The organism is Siccirubricoccus deserti, assembly GCF_014283215.1.
Lineage (GTDB): Bacteria > Pseudomonadota > Alphaproteobacteria > Acetobacterales > Acetobacteraceae > Siccirubricoccus > Siccirubricoccus deserti.
On sequence record NZ_JACOMF010000008.1, the window covers coordinates 17,129 to 35,670 of the forward strand.

Annotated in this window: 17 protein-coding genes; 9 read left to right on the forward strand and 8 right to left on the reverse strand. The window is 72.3% G+C overall.

Going from position 1 to position 18,542, the window contains the following annotated elements; all coding sequences use genetic code 11:
* The gene (locus H7965_RS09055) at nt 1–1,308 is read right to left on the reverse strand and encodes a hemolysin family protein (protein ID WP_186770253.1); all 1,308 of its coding nucleotides are present in this window, start codon (nt 1,306–1,308) and stop codon (nt 1–3) included.
* Between the two features lie 177 nt (nt 1,309–1,485).
* Between H7965_RS09055 and H7965_RS09060 the strand changes: the two genes are divergently transcribed.
* The 4 genes from H7965_RS09060 to H7965_RS09075 all read left to right on the forward strand — a co-directional run bounded on the left by H7965_RS09060 (nt 1,486) and on the right by H7965_RS09075 (nt 4,028).
* Nucleotides 1,486–1,779, forward strand: coding sequence for a hypothetical protein (locus tag H7965_RS09060; protein WP_186770254.1), 294 nt, complete (start codon nt 1,486–1,488; stop codon nt 1,777–1,779).
* A 203-nt stretch (nt 1,780–1,982) separates the two neighbouring features.
* On the forward strand, nt 1,983–2,612 hold the full coding sequence (locus tag H7965_RS09065) for a bifunctional 4-hydroxy-2-oxoglutarate aldolase/2-dehydro-3-deoxy-phosphogluconate aldolase (protein ID WP_186770255.1): 630 nt from the start codon (nt 1,983–1,985) through the stop codon (nt 2,610–2,612).
* The gene (locus tag H7965_RS09070) at nt 2,609–3,559 is read left to right on the forward strand and encodes a sugar kinase (protein WP_186770256.1); all 951 of its coding nucleotides are present in this window, start codon (nt 2,609–2,611) and stop codon (nt 3,557–3,559) included. Before H7965_RS09065 ends, H7965_RS09070 begins: the two co-directional genes overlap by 4 nt.
* 46 nt (nt 3,560–3,605) lie before the next feature.
* The gene (locus H7965_RS09075) at nt 3,606–4,028 is read left to right on the forward strand and encodes a hypothetical protein (RefSeq protein ID WP_186770257.1); all 423 of its coding nucleotides are present in this window, start codon (nt 3,606–3,608) and stop codon (nt 4,026–4,028) included.
* A gap of 84 nt (nt 4,029–4,112) precedes the next feature.
* On the opposite strand, the gene H7965_RS09080 is transcribed toward H7965_RS09075, so the two are convergent.
* The 4 genes from H7965_RS09080 to H7965_RS09095 are packed head-to-tail and all read right to left on the reverse strand — an operon-like array spanning nt 4,113 to nt 9,403.
* On the reverse strand, nt 4,113–5,606 hold the full coding sequence (locus H7965_RS09080; protein WP_186770258.1) for a M81 family metallopeptidase: 1,494 nt from the start codon (nt 5,604–5,606) through the stop codon (nt 4,113–4,115).
* Nucleotides 5,606–6,853 (reverse strand): allantoate amidohydrolase, encoded by a 1,248-nt coding sequence (locus H7965_RS09085; RefSeq protein WP_229682548.1) that lies wholly within the window; start codon nt 6,851–6,853, stop codon nt 5,606–5,608. Before H7965_RS09085 ends, H7965_RS09080 begins: the two co-directional genes overlap by 1 nt.
* Nucleotides 6,850–8,106, reverse strand: coding sequence for a Zn-dependent hydrolase (locus H7965_RS09090; protein ID WP_186770260.1), 1,257 nt, complete (start codon nt 8,104–8,106; stop codon nt 6,850–6,852). The genes H7965_RS09085 and H7965_RS09090 overlap by 4 nt, the downstream gene beginning before the upstream one ends.
* A gap of 4 nt (nt 8,107–8,110) precedes the next feature.
* The gene (locus H7965_RS09095) at nt 8,111–9,403 is read right to left on the reverse strand and encodes an ArgE/DapE family deacylase (RefSeq protein WP_186770261.1); all 1,293 of its coding nucleotides are present in this window, start codon (nt 9,401–9,403) and stop codon (nt 8,111–8,113) included.
* Nucleotides 9,404–9,515: 112 nt separating this feature from the next.
* Here H7965_RS09095 and H7965_RS09100 point away from each other — a divergent pair, with 112 nt between their 5' ends.
* The 5 genes from H7965_RS09100 to H7965_RS09120 all read left to right on the forward strand — a co-directional run bounded on the left by H7965_RS09100 (nt 9,516) and on the right by H7965_RS09120 (nt 15,521).
* Nucleotides 9,516–10,550, forward strand: a complete 1,035-nt coding sequence (locus H7965_RS09100; protein ID WP_186770262.1) for a histone deacetylase family protein — start codon at nt 9,516–9,518, stop codon at nt 10,548–10,550.
* Entirely contained in the window at nt 10,550–11,536 is a 987-nt protein-coding gene (locus H7965_RS09105) for a dipeptidase (RefSeq protein WP_186770263.1), read from the forward strand. The genes H7965_RS09100 and H7965_RS09105 overlap by 1 nt, the downstream gene beginning before the upstream one ends.
* A gap of 65 nt (nt 11,537–11,601) precedes the next feature.
* Nucleotides 11,602–13,131, forward strand: a complete 1,530-nt coding sequence (locus H7965_RS09110) for a YifB family Mg chelatase-like AAA ATPase (protein ID WP_186770264.1) — start codon at nt 11,602–11,604, stop codon at nt 13,129–13,131.
* Nucleotides 13,132–13,284: 153 nt separating this feature from the next.
* Complete coding sequence (gene ggt, locus H7965_RS09115) at nt 13,285–14,991, forward strand: gamma-glutamyltransferase (protein WP_186770265.1); 1,707 nt, start codon at nt 13,285–13,287, stop codon at nt 14,989–14,991.
* 50 nt (nt 14,992–15,041) lie between these two features.
* Nucleotides 15,042–15,521, forward strand: a complete 480-nt coding sequence (locus H7965_RS09120; protein WP_186770266.1) for a CreA family protein — start codon at nt 15,042–15,044, stop codon at nt 15,519–15,521.
* Here the strand turns inward: H7965_RS09120 and H7965_RS09125 are convergent.
* Genes H7965_RS09125 through H7965_RS09135 form a run of 3 tightly spaced genes read right to left on the reverse strand, consistent with a single transcriptional unit; the run spans nt 15,473 to nt 18,541 of the window.
* Entirely contained in the window at nt 15,473–16,639 is a 1,167-nt protein-coding gene (locus H7965_RS09125) for an ABC transporter ATP-binding protein (RefSeq protein WP_229682549.1), read from the reverse strand. The genes H7965_RS09120 and H7965_RS09125 overlap by 49 nt on opposite strands.
* Entirely contained in the window at nt 16,632–17,633 is a 1,002-nt protein-coding gene (locus H7965_RS09130; protein WP_186770267.1) for an ABC transporter ATP-binding protein, read from the reverse strand. The genes H7965_RS09125 and H7965_RS09130 overlap by 8 nt, the downstream gene beginning before the upstream one ends.
* Nucleotides 17,633–18,541 carry an ABC transporter permease gene (locus H7965_RS09135; RefSeq protein WP_186770268.1) on the reverse strand — a complete coding sequence of 303 codons (909 nt, stop codon included), beginning with the start codon at nt 18,539–18,541 and terminating at the stop codon, nt 17,633–17,635. The genes H7965_RS09130 and H7965_RS09135 overlap by 1 nt, the downstream gene beginning before the upstream one ends.
* Between the last annotated feature and the right edge of the window lies 1 nt (nt 18,542).

Genomic DNA, 18,542 nt, shown 5'->3' on the forward strand with positions numbered 1-18,542 from the left:
CTACCCGCCGCCCGGCGCCTCCTCCCGGCTCGCCAGCACCTTGTCCACCCGCCGCCCGTCCATGTCGACGATCTCGAACCGCCAGCCGGCCCAGACGATCCGGTCACCCTCGCGCGGCACCCGCTGCAGCAGCGCCAGCATCAGCCCCGCCACGGTGTGGTAGGTGCCGCGCGCCGGCAGCTCCGGCAGGTCGAGCTGCGCCCGCAGCTCGTCGCTCGGCATCATTCCGTCCAGCAGCAGGCTGCCGTCGGCGCGGGTCACCGACTCACCCGGTGTCGCCGGCAGCTCCGGCACGCCGATCTCGCCAATGATCGATTCCAGCAGGTCGCTGTCGGTCACCACCCCCTCGAAGCTGCCGTATTCATCAAGCACCAGGGCGATGCCGAGCGGGTCATGACGCATCCGCTCCAGCGCATCCATGGCCGAGAGGTTGTCGGGCAGCACCATCGGCTGGCGCAGCGCCCGCTGGATCGACAGCGGCTCGCCTTCCAGCAGCAGGTTGAGCAGGTCCTTCGCCACCACCACGCCGACCACATTGTCGACCCGCCGCTCCGCCACCACGAAGCGCGAGACGGTGTGCGCCCGCAGCACCGCGGCGATATCCGCCGGCTGGGCGTTGCGGTCGATCCAGACCACGTCGTTGCGCGGCGTCATCAGCGCCCGCACCGGCTTGTCGGCCAGGCGCAGCACGCGCTCGATCATATGGCGTTCCTCATGCTCGAGCGCGCCGGCCTCGACACCCTCGGCGACCACCGCCTTGACCTCCTCCTCGGTCACCGACTGGTCCTGCGGCAGGTGCGCGCCGAACAGCCGCAGCACCAGGCCGGAGGAGCGACTCAACACCCAGACCACCGGCCCGGTCCAGCGCGCGAGGAATGCCATCGGCCGGGAGACGGCGATCGCGAAGCGTTCCGGGTCGCGCAGCGCCAGTTGCTTCGGCACCAGCTCGCCGAGGATGAGATTGGCGTAGGTGATGATGACGACGACCAGGACGAAGGCGACTTCATTCGCCAGCGGCGCCATTATGGGGATCCTCGCCAGCGCCTCGCCCAGCGGCCCGGCGAAGCGGGCGCCGCCGAAGACGCCGGCGAGGATGCCGACCAGGCTGATGCCGACCTGCACCGTCGGCAGGAAGCGATGCGGATCCTCGGCCAGCGCCAGCGCCGCGGCGGCGCCCGGACTGCCGAGCCGTTGCATCGCCATCAGCCGGCCACGGCGGACCGAGACGATCGCCAGTTCGCTGAGGGCGAAGACCCCGTTCAACAGCACCAGAAGCAGCAGAATCGTGATCTCGACGCCGATGAGCATGCCAGTCCCCGTTTCGCCACGTCTTCTACGCCGCCTACCGGCGGCACGGTAGCGGTGGCCTGGCAGGGGAGGCCCGGCAGATCGGGTACCGGACCAGTATCAAATTTTTAACAAATCCCGCTGGACGCGAATCAGCTGCGCATTTACCGTTGCTTCATCATTCGATGAGGGCCGCCCATGCCGGACCAGCTCACCCCCGCCGTCGTCCTGGCTTTCCCAGCGCGACCGCAGGACCGGCTGCGCCACGCCCTGCGCAACCTGGAAACTGCGCTGGCCGAGCAATCCGCGGCGGTCGCCGGGCTGCGGGCCGAACTCGGCGCGCTTTCCGGCGCGGTCGCCCGGCTGGAGAGCTCGATGACCTGCTATGCCGGGGCGCTGGACCAGGCTGCCGCCACCGCCGCCGGAGCCGACCAGGCCGCCCGTGCGCTGGAAGCCACTGCCGGCGGAATGCTGCGCACCGTGCAGGGCTGATCCGGCCCGCGGCATCGCCGATCGCGACGGCCCACACCCGCCCCTGGTCGCCCGCCTGCCACCGCCGCAGGATGGCGGCTACAGCAGATTGGCGTTCATGTCGGAGCACCAATCCACTGTAGCCTGCTGTCCGTAAAACGGGTCGGCGCTCCCGGGCGTTCACGCCCTTCCGCGATCCGCTCCAACCGCGGGAGGCAACGGCGATGACCCACCCCTTGATTCCTGAATTGCGCCGGGCCCGGGTGGTCCCGGTGATCCGCACCTCCACCGCCGCCCTGGCCGCCACCGCCTGCGACTGGCTGCGGGCGGAGGGCCTCAGGATCCTGGAGATTACCCTGACAACCCCCGATGCCATCGGGCTGATCCGCAACTTGGCGGCGCAGCCCGGGCTGCTGGTCGGCGCCGGAACCGTGCCCGACACCGCGGCGGCCGAGGCCTGCCTCGCCGCCGGCGCGCAATTCCTGGTGACCCCCTGGGTGGCGCCCGAGATCGCGGCGGCGGCGCGGGCCGCCGGCGCCTGTGCCATGCTCGGCGCCATGACACCGACCGAGATCCGCGCTGCCCGCGCCGCCGGCGCCGATGTGGTGAAGCTCTTCCCCGCCAGCTCGGCCGGCGGGCCGGCGCATGTGAAGGCGGTGCGCGCGGTCTTCCCCGATACGGTGTTCTGCCCGACCGGCGGGGTCGATGCGGCGAACGCGCCCGACTACCTGGCGGCCGGCGCCGCCTTCGTCGGCATCGGCGGCAAGCTGGTGGAGGAGGCCCGCATCGCCGCCGGCGACCGCGCGGCGATTCAGCGCGCCGCGCGCGATGCGCTCGGGCTGATGCAGGCATGAGCGCCGCCGCCCCCGCCGCCGTCGACATCCTCTGCATGGGCGAGCCGATGCTGGAGCTGAACCAGCGCCCGGCGGATGCCGAAGGCCGCGTGTCGTACCTGGAAGGCCATGGCGGCGACACCAGCAACGCCGCCGTCGCCGCGGCGCGGCAGGGCGCCCGCGCCGGCTACATCACCGCCATCGGCGAGGACCGCCCCGGCCGCTCGCTGCTCGCGCTGTGGCAGCGCGAGGGGGTCGACACCGGCACGGTGCTGCGCCGCGCCGATGCGCCGACCGGGATGTATGTCGTCACCCACGACGCCGAGGGCCACCACTTCACCTTCTATCGCCGTGACAGCGCCGCCAGCCGCTACGGCGTGCAGGACGTGCCGGAGGCCGCGATCCGCGCCGCCCGGGTGCTGCATGTCTCGGGTATCAGCCAGGCGATCTCCACCAGCGCCTGTGACGCGGTGTTCCATGCCATCGCCGTGGCGAAGGCGGCCGGGGTGCGGGTATCCTACGATACCAATCTGCGGCTCGCGTTGTGGCCGGCTCGGCGTGCCGCGGCGGTGATCCATGCCGCCGTCGCCGAGGCCGATATCGCCCTGCCCTCGCTGGATGATGCGCAGGCGCTGACCGGGATCGAGGCGCCGGAGGCAATCGCCGATTTCTATCTTCGGCTCGGCTGTCCGCTGGTGCTGCTGAAATGCGGCCGCGACGGCGTGCTGCTGGCGACGCCGGAGACGCGGCTGTGCATCCCGCCCTGCCGCGTCGAGGCGGTGGATGCGACCGGCGCGGGCGATACCTTCGCCGGCGCCTTCCTCGCCCGCACCATGCTGGGTGATGCGCCGGAGGCCGCGGCGCGCTACGCCAATGCCGCCGCCGCGCTCTCCACCACAGGCTTTGGCGCGGTGGCGCCGATCCCGCACCGGGCTGCGGTGGAGGCGCTGCTGCAGACATCCGGCTGACAGGCGATCGTTTACTTCTCGGAAGCCATCGGGCTAGGGATGACCAATGCGCCGTGCCGCCCTCGGGATCCTGTTGCTGCTCACCGCCTGCGCCGAAACCGGCGCGCGCACCGCCGGCACCGCCGCGCCGGGCGAGATGCTGCTGGCGCGTGCGCCGACCATCGGCGCGCTGGTTCGCGCCGCCCCGCTCTGCGGCCGGCCACTGACCATGCTGGCGCAGGACCGCGCCGCACGGCTGGAAACCGCCGCCATCGCGCTGCACCAGCAGCAGGGCGGCCTCGCCGCGCGTGACGAATTCCTGCGCGGCATGGAGCCGCCGGCCTTCGACCCACGCCGTCGGGGCAGCGACCGCGCCGCCTGGTGCAGCGCGCGCGAGGCCGAGATCACCCGGCTCGATGCCATGCTGAGCGGGGAGGACGGCAAGGCGCTGGTGCGGAGTGCCGAGGCGGTGATGGGCGAGGTGCGCTGATCTCGACAGGCGCCCCTGGGGAGGGCGCCGTCTTGCCCGCCCCCCTGTCGCCAGGGGGCGAGCGCCCCCTGGACCGGCCCGAGTTCAACGATTGGCCCCCGGCCGCAGCCGCAGCGAGGGCCGGAGGTTGGTGAAGGGCAGCACCGCCGGATCCGCCACCACCGGACCGGGCGCCGCGACGACGATCACCCGCTCCGCGATCGGCTGGAAATGTGCCCGGAAATGCACGCTGCTCTTCAGCGCGATGATCTTCTGCGCGGCCGGCTCCACCCCGATGTGGGTGAATAGCGCCTGGTCCAGCGCCTGCATCTTCCGCGACACCACGATGACCCGCACGCCGGAGGAGACGCGGATCAGCGCGGTCGGCCCAAGGTCGGCGGGATTGCCCTTCGACATCGGTCCGGTCGCGGTGAAGCGGCCGTCGGTCAACGCCTCCACCACCGCGGTCACCGCCAGCGGCGCGCCGTCGCTGCGGCCGCCAAGGGAGAGCGGCAGGGTCGCGCCCACCCCCGCGGCATGGCAGGCGGCGGCGCTCTCGGCGTCGTTGATCAGCCCGAGCACCGCGCCCTGCGCATCCTGCCGGATCAGCTCCGCCAGCAGCCCGGTGGTGTCGCCATGCCCGCCACCGCCGGGGTTGTCCTGGGTATCGGCCATCACCACCGGCTTCGCCGCGCCGCGGGCGATGCCGATCGCCTCCGCCACACCCTCCGCCGCAAGGGCGACGCCGCCGGCGAAATCCGGCTCATGCGCCTCGATCCAGAATTTGAGCCCGGCGACCGCGGCCTCGGCCTGCGCCGGAGTGTCGGCGTAGCCGGCGATGGCGACGCCGCAGCCGGGGAAATCGGCGTAGGGAAAGCCGAAGCAGAAGGCGAGTTCCGTCGCGCCATGCTCCGCCTCAAGCCGCGCCCGCTCCTCCAGCACCGCGGCCATCGGCGGCACCATGGTGCATTGCATGGTCAGCGGGATCAGGAAATCGATCTCGGCGAAGGCACGCGCCCAAGGCTTGCCGCGCTGGATGCGCTGCAGCAGCAGCCGCGTCGCCTGCGCCCCGGCCGGCTTCATGTCGACATGCGGGTAGGTGCGGTAGGGCACGAGCGCATCCGCCAGCGCCACCATCTGCCGGGTCATATTGGCATGCGGGTCGAGGCTGACGGTGATCGGCAGCGCCGGGCCCACCACCGCGCGGACCCGCCGCAGCAGCTCGCCCTCGGCATCGTCATGGCCGACCGCGACCATGGCGCCGTGCAGTTCGAGGAAGATGCCGTCGAGCGGCCCCGCCGCCAGTGCATCGGAGAGCTCGGCGACCATCAGCGCGGCGATGCGCTCGAAGGCCTCGGCCGTCACCGGGCCGGCCGGGTTGGCGAAGCACCAGACCAGCGGGACGATCTCGGCGCCGACCGCTTCCAGCACCTCGATCGCCCCGGCGCAGGGCACGGAGGTGTGGCGCAGCGTCTCGATCATGGTCGCCGGCCGCTGCAGCCCGGGAAAGCCGCCGGGCTGGAGGAATTCACGCCAGCCGGTCGGCAGCGGGGCGAAGGAATGGCTCTCGTGCTGGAAGCCGGCAATGGCAATGCGCATCAAACTCGGTCCTTGGAATTGGCCGTGGCGACCACGGCATCGGCCAGCACCCGCAGGCCGATATCGGCCCAGGCGCGGGAGATGGATTCGCTCGGGTGGTGGCTGATGCCGCCATGGCACGGGATGAACAGCATCACCGCCGGCATGCATGCCGCGGCGTGGTAGGCGTCGTGGCCGGCGCCGGAGAGCATGTCGCGGTGCCTCGCGCCATGTCGCGTGGCGGCCTCGCGCAGCCGGGCGGCGAGCGCTGCATCGAAGCCGACGCGCGGGAAGGACCAGTAGGGCTCGCGCCGGACCACGACGCGGCGGCGGGCGGCGATGCCGGCAAAGGCTGCATCGGCCTCGGCCAGCAGCGCGGCCAGGGTGGCATTCTCCGGATGGCGGTACTCGAAGGCGAAGCGGGCGCCGCCGGGCACCACCCCATCGGCGCCCGGGTCGGCCATGAAGCGGCAGATGGTCATGCGGCCATCCGGCGCGCGGTCGTAGAGGATGCGCTCGCCGGCCGAGATCATCTCGGCCGCCGCCAGCACCGCATCGCGCCGCATCTCCATCGGCGTGGTGCCGGCATGGCTGGTCTCGCCGGTGACGGTCACCAGCGCCCGTTCCGTGGCGAAGCCGCCCGTGACGATGCCGAGGTCGAAGCCCTCGGCCTCCAGCACCGGCCCCTGCTCGATATGCGCCTCGAAATACGCCGCCGCGGTGCGCAGCCCGGCGGGATCGGCGCTGCCGGCCCAGCCGGTGGCGGCGAGGGCGTTGCCATAGCGCTCGCCGTCATCCAGGGCGCGGCGGTCCAGGACCTCGTTCTCCGGCAGCACGCCCATGGCGCCGGCGGCGCCGATCATCGAGGGGCTGAAGCGGCAGCCCTCCTCGCTGGTCCAGTTCACCAGCACGATCGGCGCTTCGGTGACGGTGCCGCTTTCATGCAGCGCGTGCAGGATTTCAAGCCCCGCCAGCACGCCATAGGGCCCGTCGAATTTGCCGCCCGAGGGCTGGGTATCGAGATGGCTGCCGACAAGCACTGGCGGGCGGGCGGGGTCCCTGCCCTCCCGCCGCAGCGCCATGTTGCCGAGGCGGTCGACGCTGAGGGTCAGGCCGATCTCGCCGCCCCAGCGTGCCAGCAGCGCCCGCGCCTCGCCGTCCAGCGCCGAGAGGGCGGGCCGGTTGTTGCCGCCCTCCGGCGTGGCGCCGATGCGGGCCATCGCCATCAACCGGTCCCACAGCCGGTCGGGCGAGAGAGGGAGGTTCACCGGCCCACCAGCCCGGCCGTCGCCAGCGCCGCATCGGCCAGCACCTGCAAGCCGGCGGTGGCCCATTCGGGGGTGATGCTCTCCGCCTCATTGTGGCTGATGCCGCCGTGGCAGGGGGTGAAGACCATCACCACCGGCACCTTGCGCGCCAGGTAGACGGCGTCATGGCCGATGCCGGTCGGCATCTCGTGGTAGTTCAGCCCGCGCGCCTTCGCGGAATCGCGGGCGCGCTGCACCAGGGTCGTGTCGAAGGGCGTCAGCGGCGAGTGCCAGAAGGGCGTGACGGTCGCCGTGACCTTGCGTGCGGCACTGACCTCGGCGGCGCGCGCGGCCAGCGCCTCGCCCATGCGGGTCAGGCAGTCCGGATCGCCGTGGCGCATGTCGACGGAAAAGAAGACCCGGCTCGGCGCGATGTTGCGGGAGCTGGGGTAGACCTCCACCACCCCGACCGTACCGCGCCCCGCCTCCCCCGTGGGAGAGCAGGTCGAGAGCGCGATCTCCTCCACCGCCGAGATCAGCGGCGCCGCGGCCATCAGCGCGTCGCGCCGCCCGGCCATGACGCTGCCGCCATGGGCTTCCTCGCCCTCCACCACCACCTCGAACCAGCTCTGGCCCAGGGCATGGGTGACGATGCCGACGTCATGGCCGCCATCCTCCAGCACCTTGCCCTGCTCGATGTGCAGTTCGAGATAGGCGCCCACCTTCTGCAACTCCGTCGGGTCCGCCTCGCCCTGCCAGCCGATGCGCCGCAGCTCCTCGCCGAAGACCGCGCCATCGGCGGCGCGCTTGGCCAGCACCTCCGCCTCGGTGAAGAGGCCCATGGCGCCGCCGCTGCCCATCATCGGCGGGGAGAAGCGGGCGCCCTCCTCATTGGTCCAGTTGACCAGCAGCAGCGGCGCCTCGGTCTCGGCGCCGGATTCATGCAGCGCCCGCATGATCTCGAGCCCCGCCAGCACGCCCAGCACGCCGTCGAATTTTCCGCCCGTTGGCTGGGTGTCCAGATGGCTGCCGATGGCGACGGGCGCGCGCGAGGGGTCGCGCCCCTCCCGCCGGAATACCATGTTGCCGAGCCGGTCGACGCTGAGGGCCAGCCCGCAGGCCTCGCCCCAGCGCCGGAACAGGGCGCGGCCCTCGGCATCCGCGTCGGTCAGGGTCTGCCGGTTGCTGCCGCCCTTGGCGGTGCCGCCGATCCTCGCCATCTCCATCAGGCTGTCCCACAGCCGCGCCCCGGAAAGCGGGATATTGCTCGTCATCGCATCATACCTTCTCGACGCCGCACCATTCGGCCATCGTGAGCGCGATGGTGCGGGTGATGTCCTGCATGCTGTCCAGCCCGACATTCTCGTCGATGCCGTGGATGTCGACCGCATCCGGCCCGAAGCATGCAACCGGCGTGCCCTGGTAGAGCTGGAAGAAGCGGCCGTCGGTGAGGCCGGTAGCGGGATAGTCGCGCAGGCTGCCGCCGCTGACCTCGGCGTGGTGGCGCCGCGCCAGCCGCACGATCTCGGCCCCGGTGTCGAAGACGCAAGGGTCGGCCATGAATCCCTTGAACTCCAGCTTCACCTGGGCGCCGCGCAGCCGCTCATGCTGGCACATCCGCGCAACGAGCGCCTCGATATCCGCCTTGGTTTGCACCGCGGTGTAACCCATCATCACCCCGACCCTAAGGCCGATGCGGCAGCGGCTGGCGACCGAGGAGTTCCACTCGCCGCCCTCGATGGTGCCGAGGTTGACGTTGACCGGATGGTTGATGCCGCGGAAGGCCGGGTGGATGCGCTCGGCGCGGTTCAGCTCCGCCTCGTAGTCCTTGAAGGCGCCGGCGATGATCGTCGCTGCCTCGATGGCGTTCACCCCCGCCTGCATGTCGCGCACATGCGCCGGGCGGCCGCTGACGGTCACCCAGGCCCAAACCACCCCGACCTCGGCGGTGTAGAGCGCCGCCATGCCGGGGCCGGGCTCCGGGATGATCACCGCATCGGGCTTCGGCATCGCCAGCATGGTGGCAAGCGCCCCGTTGCCGCTGCATTCCTCCTCGATCACCGCCTGCATCTGCACCTCCCCCGCCGGCTGCAGCCCGGCGAGCTGCAGCGCGCGAAAGGCGGTGACGTAGGAGACGATGCCGGCCTTCATGTCGCCGGCGCCGCGGCCGTACATCCGGCCGTCGCGGATGCTGGGCTCGTAGGGCGGCGTCGCCCACATGTCGGCGGCGCCTTCCGGCACCACATCGACATGGCCCTGCAGCGCCAGGCTGCGGCCGCCGCCGGCCTTCGGCCGATGCAGCGCGACCACGTTGTCGCGGCCCTCATAGGGGATCAGTGGCGGCGAGAAGCCGGGATGCGCGGCCAGCGCCTCCGCCACCACCGGCACGCGGCGCGGTGCCAGGCTTAGCCCTTCGTAGATCCGCGCCATCTCCTCCAGCGCCGATTGCTCGTTGCCGAGGGTCGAGGGGTAGCGCACCAGCCGCTCCAGCGTCTCCACCGACCAGTCGCGCAGCGCGTCGACGGCGTCGAGGATGGCGCGGCGGGCGCCGGGGTCGAGGGCATGGGTCATGGCGGCTCCTGCGCGGATCCGGGCGAGTCCAGCGGTTTCGCCGCACGCTGTCCAGGCATTGCCGCGCCGTCCGGCTTATGGACAAGGCCGCCGCCGCTGCTAGCGTTCCCCGATGCGCGCATTCCACCATCCCGACCAGCAGCGGCACCAGCCACGCTTCTTCCTCATCCGCGGCCAGGTCCGGCCGAATTTCGAGGTTCCGGCGCGGGCCGAGGCGCTGCTCTCCGGCCTTGCCACCCTCGGCATCACGCCGGAGGTCGCCCCCGCGCCGGATCGCGCGGCGCTGGAGGCGGTGCATGCGCCAGACTACCTGGCCTATTTGGAAGGCGCCGCCAGCGCCTGGGCGGCGCTGCCGGATGCCGGGCCGGAGGTGGTGGCCAACATGCACGCCACCGCCGATGCCCTGGCCAATGGCGCGCGCCGGCCGCAGGGCATCATCGGCCAGGCCGCCTGGTACAGCGCCGACAATGCCTGCCCCATCGGCCCGGGCACCTGGGAAGCGAGCCGCGCCGCCGCCGGGGTGGCGCTGGCCGCGGCGGCGGAGGCATCGGCCGGGCGCAGCGCCTATGCGCTGTGCCGGCCGCCCGGCCACCACGCCTACCGGGCCCGGGCGGGCGGGCACTGCTACCTCAACAACGCCGCCATCGCCGCCGCCGCGCTGCAACGCGCCGGGGCGAAGCGGGTGGCCACCATCGACATCGACAGCCATCACGGCAACGGCACCCAGGGGCTGTTCTGGGAGAGCGATGCGGTCTTCACCTTCTCGGTCCATGGCGACCCGCACCGCTACTACCCCTTCTTCACCGGCCATGCCGAGGAACGCGGCGGCGGCCCCGGCACCGGGCTGAACCTCAACGCCCCCCTCGCCTTCGGCACCGGCGACGCCGGCTGGCTGGCGGCGATCACGGATGGCGCCGCCGCGGCGCGGCGCTTCGGCGCCGAGGCGCTGGTGGTCTCGCTCGGCTTCGATGCCAGCGAACATGAGCCGCTGAACGCCCTCGCCGTCACCGCCGATGGCTTCGCCCGGGCCGGGGCGCTGCTCCGCGGCCTCGGCCTGCCGACGGCGATCATCCAGGAGGGCGGCTACAACGTGGATTGGCTGGGGCGGCTGCTGGAACGCTTCCTCACCGGCTGGGGCGAGGCGTGATGGGCCTGCTGACCCTCGACACCCATATCGACATCCGCTGGCCGGAACCGCCGGATCCGCTCGCCGAAGGCCCGATGCGGGTGGATTTCCCGAAGATGGCACGCGGCGGCCTCGGCGCCGCGGTGTTCATCGCCTATGTCCCCCAGGGCCGGCGCGACGAGGCCGGCCATGCCGCCGCCGCCGCCCGCGCCGAGGCCATGCTGCGCCACATCCGCGCCCGTGCCGATGGCGAGGCGCGACGCTTCTGCGCCACGCCGGACGAGCTGCTGGCCTGCCATGAGGCCGGCGCGCTGGCGGTGCTCTCGGCGGTGGAGAACGGCTATGCCATGGGCCACGACCTCGGCGCGCCGGCCCGCTGGCGGGCGCTCGGCGCCTGCTACCTGACCTTGACGCATGATGGCCACAACGACCTCTCGGACAGTGCCCGGCCGCGCGAGCCGCTCGGCGATGCGGCGGAGGAGCATGGCGGGCTCTCGCCGCTCGGCCGCCAGGCGGTGGCGGCTCTGAATGCGGCGGGAATGCTGGTCGATGTATCGCATGTCTCGAAGGCGGGGATGATGCAGGCGGCGGACGTCTCACGCTCCCCGGTCGTCGCCACCCACACCGCCTGCCGCGCCCTCTGCGACCACCCGCGCGGCATCGATGATGCGCAGCTCGACATGCTGCGCGCGGTCGGCGGGCTGGCGCAGATCACCGCCGTCCCCTCCTTCCTGCGGCCGACGCCGGAGGGGGGGAAGAATCCGGCGAGCGTCGAGGACATGGCCGACCATGTCGATCATGCGGTGCGGCGCATCGGCATCGAGCATGTCGGCCTCTCCTCCGACTTCGACGGCGGCGGCGGGGTGGAGGGCTGGCAGAATGCCGCCGAGACCGCCGGGCTGACCGCGGCACTGGAGTGGCGGGGCTATGGCCCGCGCGAGCTCGGGCTGCTGTGGTCGGGGAATTTCCTGCGGATCTGGCGGCGGGCCCAGGCCATCGCCGGCTGAGCGGCAGCGCCCGGGGCCAGCTCCTGGTTGATTGCCTATCCGGATCGGCTACTCTCCACCCCCGGATGAGCATCGCCCGCATCGCCACCTTCGCCTTCTCCGGCATCGAAGCCGCGCCGGTGGAGGTGCAGGTGCAGATCGCCGCCGGCCTGCCCGCCTTCCTCGTCGTCGGCCTGCCGGACAAGGCGGTGGCCGAGAGCCGGGAACGGGTTCGGGCCGCGCTTTCCGGCATGGGGCTGTCGCTGCCGCCGAAGCGGGTGCTGGTCAATCTGGCGCCGGCCGACATCCTCAAGGAAGGCTCGCATTTCGACCTGCCCATCGCGCTCGCCGTGCTGGCGGCGATGGATGTGCTGCCGCGGGAGGAGATGGCCGGCTATGCGGCGCTGGGCGAGTTGTCGCTCGACGGCACGCTGAATCCGGTCAGCGGCGTGCTGCCGGCGGCGATCGGCGCCTCCTCCCGCGACCTCGGGCTGATCTGCCCGGAAGCCCAGGGCGGCGAGGCCGCCTGGGCCGGGCGGATCGAGGTGCTGGCGGCGCCCGACCTGCCGGCGCTGCTGAACCATTTCCGCGGCACCCAGGTGCTGACCCCGCCGGAGCCACCGCCGCCCGAGGCCGGGCCCTGGCAGGGCCCCTGCCTCAGCGATGTGAAGGGCCAGGAGAGCGCCAAGCGGGCGCTCGAGATCGCCGCCGCCGGCGGGCACAACCTCCTGATGGTCGGGTCGCCGGGCGCCGGCAAATCCATGCTCGCGGCCCGGCTGCCCGGCCTGCTGCCGGCGCTGACCCCGGCCGAGGCGCTGGAGGTCAGCATGATCCACTCGGTCGCCGGCATGCTGCGCGACGGGCGGCTGGTGGTGCGCCCGCCCTTCCGCGAGCCCCACCACTCCGCCACTGCCGCGGCACTGAATGGCGGCGGCAACCGCGCCCGGCCGGGTGAGATCAGCCTGGCGCATCACGGCGTACTGTTTCTCGACGAATGGCCGGAATTCCCGCGCCAGGCGCTGGAAGCGCTGCGCCAGCCGATGGAGACCGGGCGCACCACCATCAGCCGCGCCAATGCGCATGTCACCTACCCCGCGCGCTTCCAGTGCATCGCCGCGATGAATCCCTGCCGCTGCGGCTACCTCGGAGATGCGTCGCGGGAATGCGGCCGGGCACCGCGCTGCGGCGAGGAGTACCAGGGCCGGCTCTCCGGCCCGCTGCTGGACCGCATGGACATCGCCATCGAGGTCACGCCGGTGCCGCCCACCGAGCTGTCCCGCGCGCCGGCCGGCGAGCCGACCGAGGTGGTCGCCGCCCGCGTCCAGGCGGCGCGCGACCGCCAGCGCGACCGCTACGGCGCCGATGGCCCGCGCTGCAACGCCGCGGCGGCGGATGGCGTGCTGAACCGTACGCTGGAGGCGGAACCGGCGGCGCGGCAGCTCGCCGAACAGGCGGCCGAGCGGCTGCGGCTCTCGGCTCGCGGCTTCACCCGCACCCTGCGGGTGGCGCGCAGCATCGCCGACCTCGCCGGCAGCGCCACGGTGCAGCGGGCGCATGTGGCGGAGGCGCTGGCCTTCCGGCATCGCGGCGCGGCGCGTGCACCGGTCGCGCCGTGACACCGGAGGGGTGCTGCCGCTAGATAGAGCGGATCGCCGGAAGGCCGAGAAGCCTGAAGGCGTGAATCTGCTCTGAAACCAACAGGCTGGAGCCGGACGCAGCCCGGTTGGGACTGCGACCCGCTTCAGCGCCCCTTCACTTGCGGAGTGGCCATGGTCCGCCTGCTGCTGCTCCTGCTGCTTCTTGCCGTCTCCGCGCAGACACCGGCCCGGGCGCAACGCCAGATGGTGGCGGCGGCGCATCCGCTGGCGGCCGAGGCGGGCATGGCGATGCTGCGCGCCGGCGGCGGCGCCATCGACGCCGCCATCGCCGCGGGGGCAATGCTCGGGTTGGTGGAGCCGCAATCCTCCGGCCTCGGCGGTGGCGCGCTCATGCTGCATTGGGACGCGGCGGAGCGGCGCCTTGCCGCCTGGGACGGGCGGGAGGTGGCGCCGGCGGCGGCGCCGCCCGGCCTGTTCCTCCGCGACGGCCAGCCCCTGCCCTTCCTCGATGCCGCAGTCGGCGGCCGGGCCGTCGGCGTGCCGGGGGCGATGCGCATGCTGGAGGCGGCGCATCGGGCGCATGGCAAGCTGCCCTGGGCGCAGCTCTTCCAGCCGGCCATCACTGCCGCCGAGGAGGGCGTCAGCGTGACCCCGCGCCTCGCCGCGCTGGTGGCGCGGGAGGAATCCCGGCTGCGGCGTGACCCGCAGGCGCGGGCATTGTTCCTGCCGGATGGCAGGCCGATCGCCGAGGGCAGCCTGCTGCGCAACCCGGCCTATGCCGCGACCCTGCGCGCCATCGCCGAGCAGGGCGCCGATGCGCTGCACCGTGGCGCCATCGCCGGCGAGATCGCCGCCGCGGTGCGGGCCAGCGGCAACCCCGGGCTGCTGACGACGGATGACCTTGCCGGTTACGCGCCCCGGCGGCGCGAGGCGGTCTGCGGCCCCTATCGTGAGCACATGATCTGCGGCATGCCGCCACCCAGTTCCGGCGGCGTCGCGGTGCTGCAGATCATGGCGATGCTGGCGCATCAGGACATGACCGCACTCGACCCACGCAACGGCGCGACGGAGGCGCAGCTGCTGGATGCCGCGCATCTGCTGGGCGAGGCCGGGCGCCTCGCCGTCGCCGACCGCAACCGCTACCTGGCCGATTCCGACCACGTGCCGGTGCCGGTGCGCGGCCTGCTCGACCCCGGCTACCTGATGCTGCGGGCCCAGCTGATCGACCGCGACCGGGCGCTGGCCACGCCCCGCGCCGGCAATCCGCCGTGGCAGGAAGGGCCGCCGGTCGCCAGCCAACCGGTGCAGCCGGACGGCGGTACCAGCCATCTCTCCATCATCGATGCCGCCGGCAATGCGGTGGCGCTGACCACCACCATCGAGGATGTCTTCGGCGCCCGGCTGATGGTGCGCGGCTTCCTGCTGAACAACGAGCTGACGGATTTCAGCTTCCTGCCGGAGCTGGGCGGCCGGCCGGTGGCGAACCGCGTCGCGCCGGGCAAGCGGCCGCGCTCCTCCATGTCTCCGACCATCGTCTTCGGCCCGGACGGGCTGCCGCTGGCGGTGCTCGGCTCGGCCGGCGGCTCGCGCATCATCGGCCATGTGGCGCAGACCCTGGTTGCGCTGCTGGATTGGGGGATGGAGCCGCAAGTCGCGGTATCCCTGCCACGCATCGGCGCGCTGAACGCGACCTTGGAGCTGGAGGCCGGCACCGGCGCCGCCGCCCTGGCCCCGGCGCTGGAGGCGCGCGGCTTTCCGGTGGAGGCGCGCACCATGACATCCGGCCTGCATGTCATCCGCGTGCTGCGGGATGCCGAGGGCGTGCGGCTGCAGGGCGGTGCCGATCCGCGGCGCGACGGCGTCGCGCTCGGCGAGTGAAACCATTCTCGGCCCGGCGCGTGATGGCCGGGCCATTCGGGAGTTCCGCCATGCGACCGCTGCTGCTCGCCATGCTGCTGATCGCCGCCTCCCCCGCACTGGGGCAGGAGACGAAGGAGATCGGCCATGTGAACACCGCGCTGACCAACCTCGGCCTGACCCGCAGCCATCGCGTGGTGATCGAGCGCTTCGACGATCCTGAGGTTTCCGGTGTCTCCTGCTACATCAGCCAGGCCCGCACCGGCGGGGTCAGCGGCATGGTCGGGCTGGCGGAGGATCCGGCGCGCTTCGGCCTGAGCTGCACCACCACCGGCCCGGTGCGGGTGACCGAGGGCGCCCGGCGCGGCGAGCGCGGCGAACGGGTCTACGAGAGCAACACCAGCCTGTTCTTCAAGGAAACCCGGGTGCACCGCTTCCTCGATGAGGAGCGCGGCGTGGTGGTCTACATGGCCTGGTCCACCAAGCTGGTGGATGGCTCGCCCTACAATGCGGTGGCGGTGGTGCCGATACGCGGACCCGGGGGCCGCTGATCCATCGGGGTGAAGGCGGCGCCGTCGCGGCCTTCCTCCACCGCATGGCAGGCGACCACGGTTTCCGGCGTGCCGCGGGCCGGGATCAACGCCGGGCGCTCCGCCTTGCAGCGGTGATTGGCCAGCGGGCAGCGTGGATGGAAGGGGCAGCCGGAGGGCGGGCTGATCGGGCTCGGCACCTCGCCGCCCACGGGCACGCGCTGGCGCCCGGTCATGTCGAGGTCCGGGATCGCCTCCATCAGCGCCCGCGTGTAGGGGTGGCGCGGGGCGTTGAACAGCGTCTCGGCCGGCGCCAGCTCGACCAGCCGGCCGAGGTACATCACGCCGATGCGGTCGCTGATCTGCCGGACCACGGCCAGGTTGTGGCTGATGAACAGGTAGGTCAGGCCGAGGCGGCGCTGCAGATCCTTCATCAGGTTGAGGATCTGCGCCTGGACCGAGACATCCAGCGCCGAGGTTGGCTCATCGCAGACCAGGAACTCCGGGTTCGAGGACAGCGCCCGGGCGATGGAGATGCGCTGGCGCTGGCCGCCGCTGAACTCATGCGGATATTTCTCGCCATCCAGCGGGGAGAGCCCGACCTGCGCCAGAAGTTGCGCGACCCTCTCGCGCTGAGCCGCATTGTCACGGGTCAGCCCGAAGGCGCGGATCGGCTCGGCGACGATGTCGCGGACCCGCCAGCGCGGGTTGAGGGAGGCATAGGGGTCCTGGAAGATCATCTGCATACGGCGCCGCTGCTCGCTCGCCGCGCGGGCCTTCTCCAGGTCCTGGCCGTCGAACAGCACCCGGCCGCGGGTCGGCTGGTAGAGGCCGACGACCAGCCGTGCCACGGTGGATTTGCCGCAGCCGCTTTCGCCGACCAGCGACAGGGTGGTGCCCTTCGGAATCTCGAAGGAGACGCCATCCACCGCGCGCAGGATGCGGCGCCCCTCCCGCGCCAGCAGGCGCTGCAGCAGCGGACGGGAGACATCGAAGTATTTCGCCAGCTCCTCGGCGGCAAGCATGGGGGTCGCGCCGGAGGCGCGCGGGGGAGAGGCGCCGGAGGCGCGCGGGGGAGATGCGTCGGAGGCGTGTGGGGGAGGTGCGCCGGAGGCGCGCATGGCGATGTCGTCAGCCATGCCGTAGCGCCTCCGGCGCCTGCTTCTCCGAAGCTGGGTCGTAGAGCCAGCAGGCCGCCCGCGTCGCGCCGGTCTCCAGCAGCTCCGGCCGCTCCACCCGGCAGCGGTCGAAGACATGCGGGCAGCGCGGGTTGAAGGCGCAGCCGGGCGGGATGGCCGAGAGCCGCGGCATGGCGCCGTCGATCTGCGCCAGATGCTCGACACGGCGGTCGAGCGGCGGGATGGAGGCCATGAGGCCGGTGCTGTAGGGGTGCCTCGGGTCCTTCACCACTTCCCGCACCGGGCCGATCTCGGCGATCCGGCCGGCGTACATCACCGCCACGCGGTCGGCGGTCTCGGCGATCACGCCCATGTCGTGGGTGACCAGCATCATCGCCGTCCCCTTCTCCCGCGCCAGGCGCTTCAGCAGCGCGATGATCTGCGCCTGGATGGAGACGTCGAGCGCGGTGGTCGGTTCATCCGCCACCACCAGCTTCGGCTCGGCGCAGAGCGCCAGCGCGATCACCACCCGCTGGCGCATGCCGCCGCTGAACTCATGCGGGTAGCTGTCGACCCGCTGCGCCGCCGCCGGGATGCCGACCATCTCCAGCCAGCCGATGGCGCGCTGCCGCGCCTCCCCGCCGGAGAGGTCGAGGTGGGTCTGCATCGTCTCGATGAGCTGGTCGCCGACCGTGTAGAGCGGGTTCAGCGTGGTCAGCGGATCCTGGAAGATGGCGCCGATCTCACGGCCGCGGATGCGCCGCATCTGCTCATGGGGCAGGTTGTCGATCCGCCTTCCGTTCAGCAGGATCTGGCCGCCGGCGATGCGGCCAGGCGGCTCCAGCAGCCCGATGATGGCGGCCCCGGTCATCGACTTGCCGGCGCCGCTCTCGCCCACGACGCCCAATACCTCGCCCGGCTCGATCGCGAAGGAGACGCCATCGAGCGCGGTCAGGGTGCCGCGCCGGGTCGGGAATTCCACGCGCAGGTCGCGGACGTCGAGGATCGGTGCCATCAGCGGAGCTTCGGGTTCAGCGCGTCGCGCAGCCAGTCGCCCAGCAGATTCACCGACAACACCATGGCGACCAGCGCGGCGCCGGGGAAGATGGTGATCCACCACTCGCCGGAGAACAGGAAGTCGTTGCCGATGCGGATGAGGGTGCCGAGCGAGGGGTGGGTCGGCGGCACGCCGACGCCGAGGAAGGAGAGCGTCGCCTCGGTGATGATGGCGTTGCCGAGGTTGAGGGTGGCGATGACCAGCACCGGCCCCAGCACGTTCGGCAGCACATGCGTCGCCATGATGTGCAGGGGCGAGAGGCCGATGACCCGCGCCGCCAGCACGTATTCCTTGTTGCGCTCGACAAGGGTGGAGCTGCGCACGGTGCGGGCGAATTGCGGCCAGGCGCTGATGCCGATGGCGAAGATGACGACGAAGAGCGCGATCTGGTCATGCGCCTCCCGCGGCAGGGCGGCGCGGACGATGCCGTCCACCAGCAGCGCGATCAGGATGGAGGGGAAGGTCAGCTGGATGTCGGCGATGCGCATCAGCAGCCCATCCACCGACCCGCCGAGGTAGCCGGCGACCAGCCCGATGGTCACCCCCAGCAGGGTCGAGAACAGCACCGCGCAGACGCCGACCAGCAGCGAGATGCGGGCGCCGTACATGATGGCCGAGAGCATGTCCCGTCCCTGGTCGTCGGTGCCAAGCGGGTAGCTCGCCTCGCCGATCTCGTCCCAGGCCGGCGGCTTGAAGGCATCGCCGAGGTTGAGGCTGGCGAGGTCGAAGGGGTTGTGCGGCGCGATCCAGGGCGCCAGCGCCGCGCCGAGGACGCAGACCAGCGCCACCAGCGCCGAGAGGACGGTGACCGGCGAGCGGCGGAAGGACCAGAACAGGTCGCTGTCGAGCAGGCGGGCGAGCGCCATC

Excerpts from the sequence above, each read along its gene's own strand:
- H7965_RS09055 (WP_186770253.1), bottom strand. The coding sequence starts at position 1,308 with ATGCTCATCGGCGTCGAGATCACGATTCTGCTGCTTCTGGTGCTGTTG.
- H7965_RS09060 (WP_186770254.1), top strand. The coding sequence starts at position 1,486 with ATGCCGGACCAGCTCACCCCCGCCGTCGTCCTGGCTTTCCCAGCGCGA.
- H7965_RS09065 (WP_186770255.1), top strand. The coding sequence starts at position 1,983 with ATGACCCACCCCTTGATTCCTGAATTGCGCCGGGCCCGGGTGGTCCCG.
- H7965_RS09070 (WP_186770256.1), top strand. The coding sequence starts at position 2,609 with ATGAGCGCCGCCGCCCCCGCCGCCGTCGACATCCTCTGCATGGGCGAG.
- H7965_RS09075 (WP_186770257.1), top strand. The coding sequence starts at position 3,606 with ATGCGCCGTGCCGCCCTCGGGATCCTGTTGCTGCTCACCGCCTGCGCC.
- H7965_RS09080 (WP_186770258.1), bottom strand. The coding sequence starts at position 5,606 with ATGCGCATTGCCATTGCCGGCTTCCAGCACGAGAGCCATTCCTTCGCC.
- H7965_RS09090 (WP_186770260.1), bottom strand. The coding sequence starts at position 8,106 with ATGACGAGCAATATCCCGCTTTCCGGGGCGCGGCTGTGGGACAGCCTG.
- H7965_RS09095 (WP_186770261.1), bottom strand. The coding sequence starts at position 9,403 with ATGACCCATGCCCTCGACCCCGGCGCCCGCCGCGCCATCCTCGACGCC.
- H7965_RS09100 (WP_186770262.1), top strand. The coding sequence starts at position 9,516 with ATGCGCGCATTCCACCATCCCGACCAGCAGCGGCACCAGCCACGCTTC.
- H7965_RS09105 (WP_186770263.1), top strand. The coding sequence starts at position 10,550 with ATGGGCCTGCTGACCCTCGACACCCATATCGACATCCGCTGGCCGGAA.
- H7965_RS09110 (WP_186770264.1), top strand. The coding sequence starts at position 11,602 with ATGAGCATCGCCCGCATCGCCACCTTCGCCTTCTCCGGCATCGAAGCC.
- ggt (WP_186770265.1), top strand. The coding sequence starts at position 13,285 with ATGGTCCGCCTGCTGCTGCTCCTGCTGCTTCTTGCCGTCTCCGCGCAG.
- H7965_RS09120 (WP_186770266.1), top strand. The coding sequence starts at position 15,042 with ATGCGACCGCTGCTGCTCGCCATGCTGCTGATCGCCGCCTCCCCCGCA.
- H7965_RS09125 (WP_229682549.1), bottom strand. The coding sequence starts at position 16,639 with ATGGCTGACGACATCGCCATGCGCGCCTCCGGCGCACCTCCCCCACAC.
- H7965_RS09130 (WP_186770267.1), bottom strand. The coding sequence starts at position 17,633 with ATGGCACCGATCCTCGACGTCCGCGACCTGCGCGTGGAATTCCCGACC.
- H7965_RS09135 (WP_186770268.1), bottom strand. The coding sequence starts at position 18,541 with ATGGCGCTCGCCCGCCTGCTCGACAGCGACCTGTTCTGGTCCTTCCGC.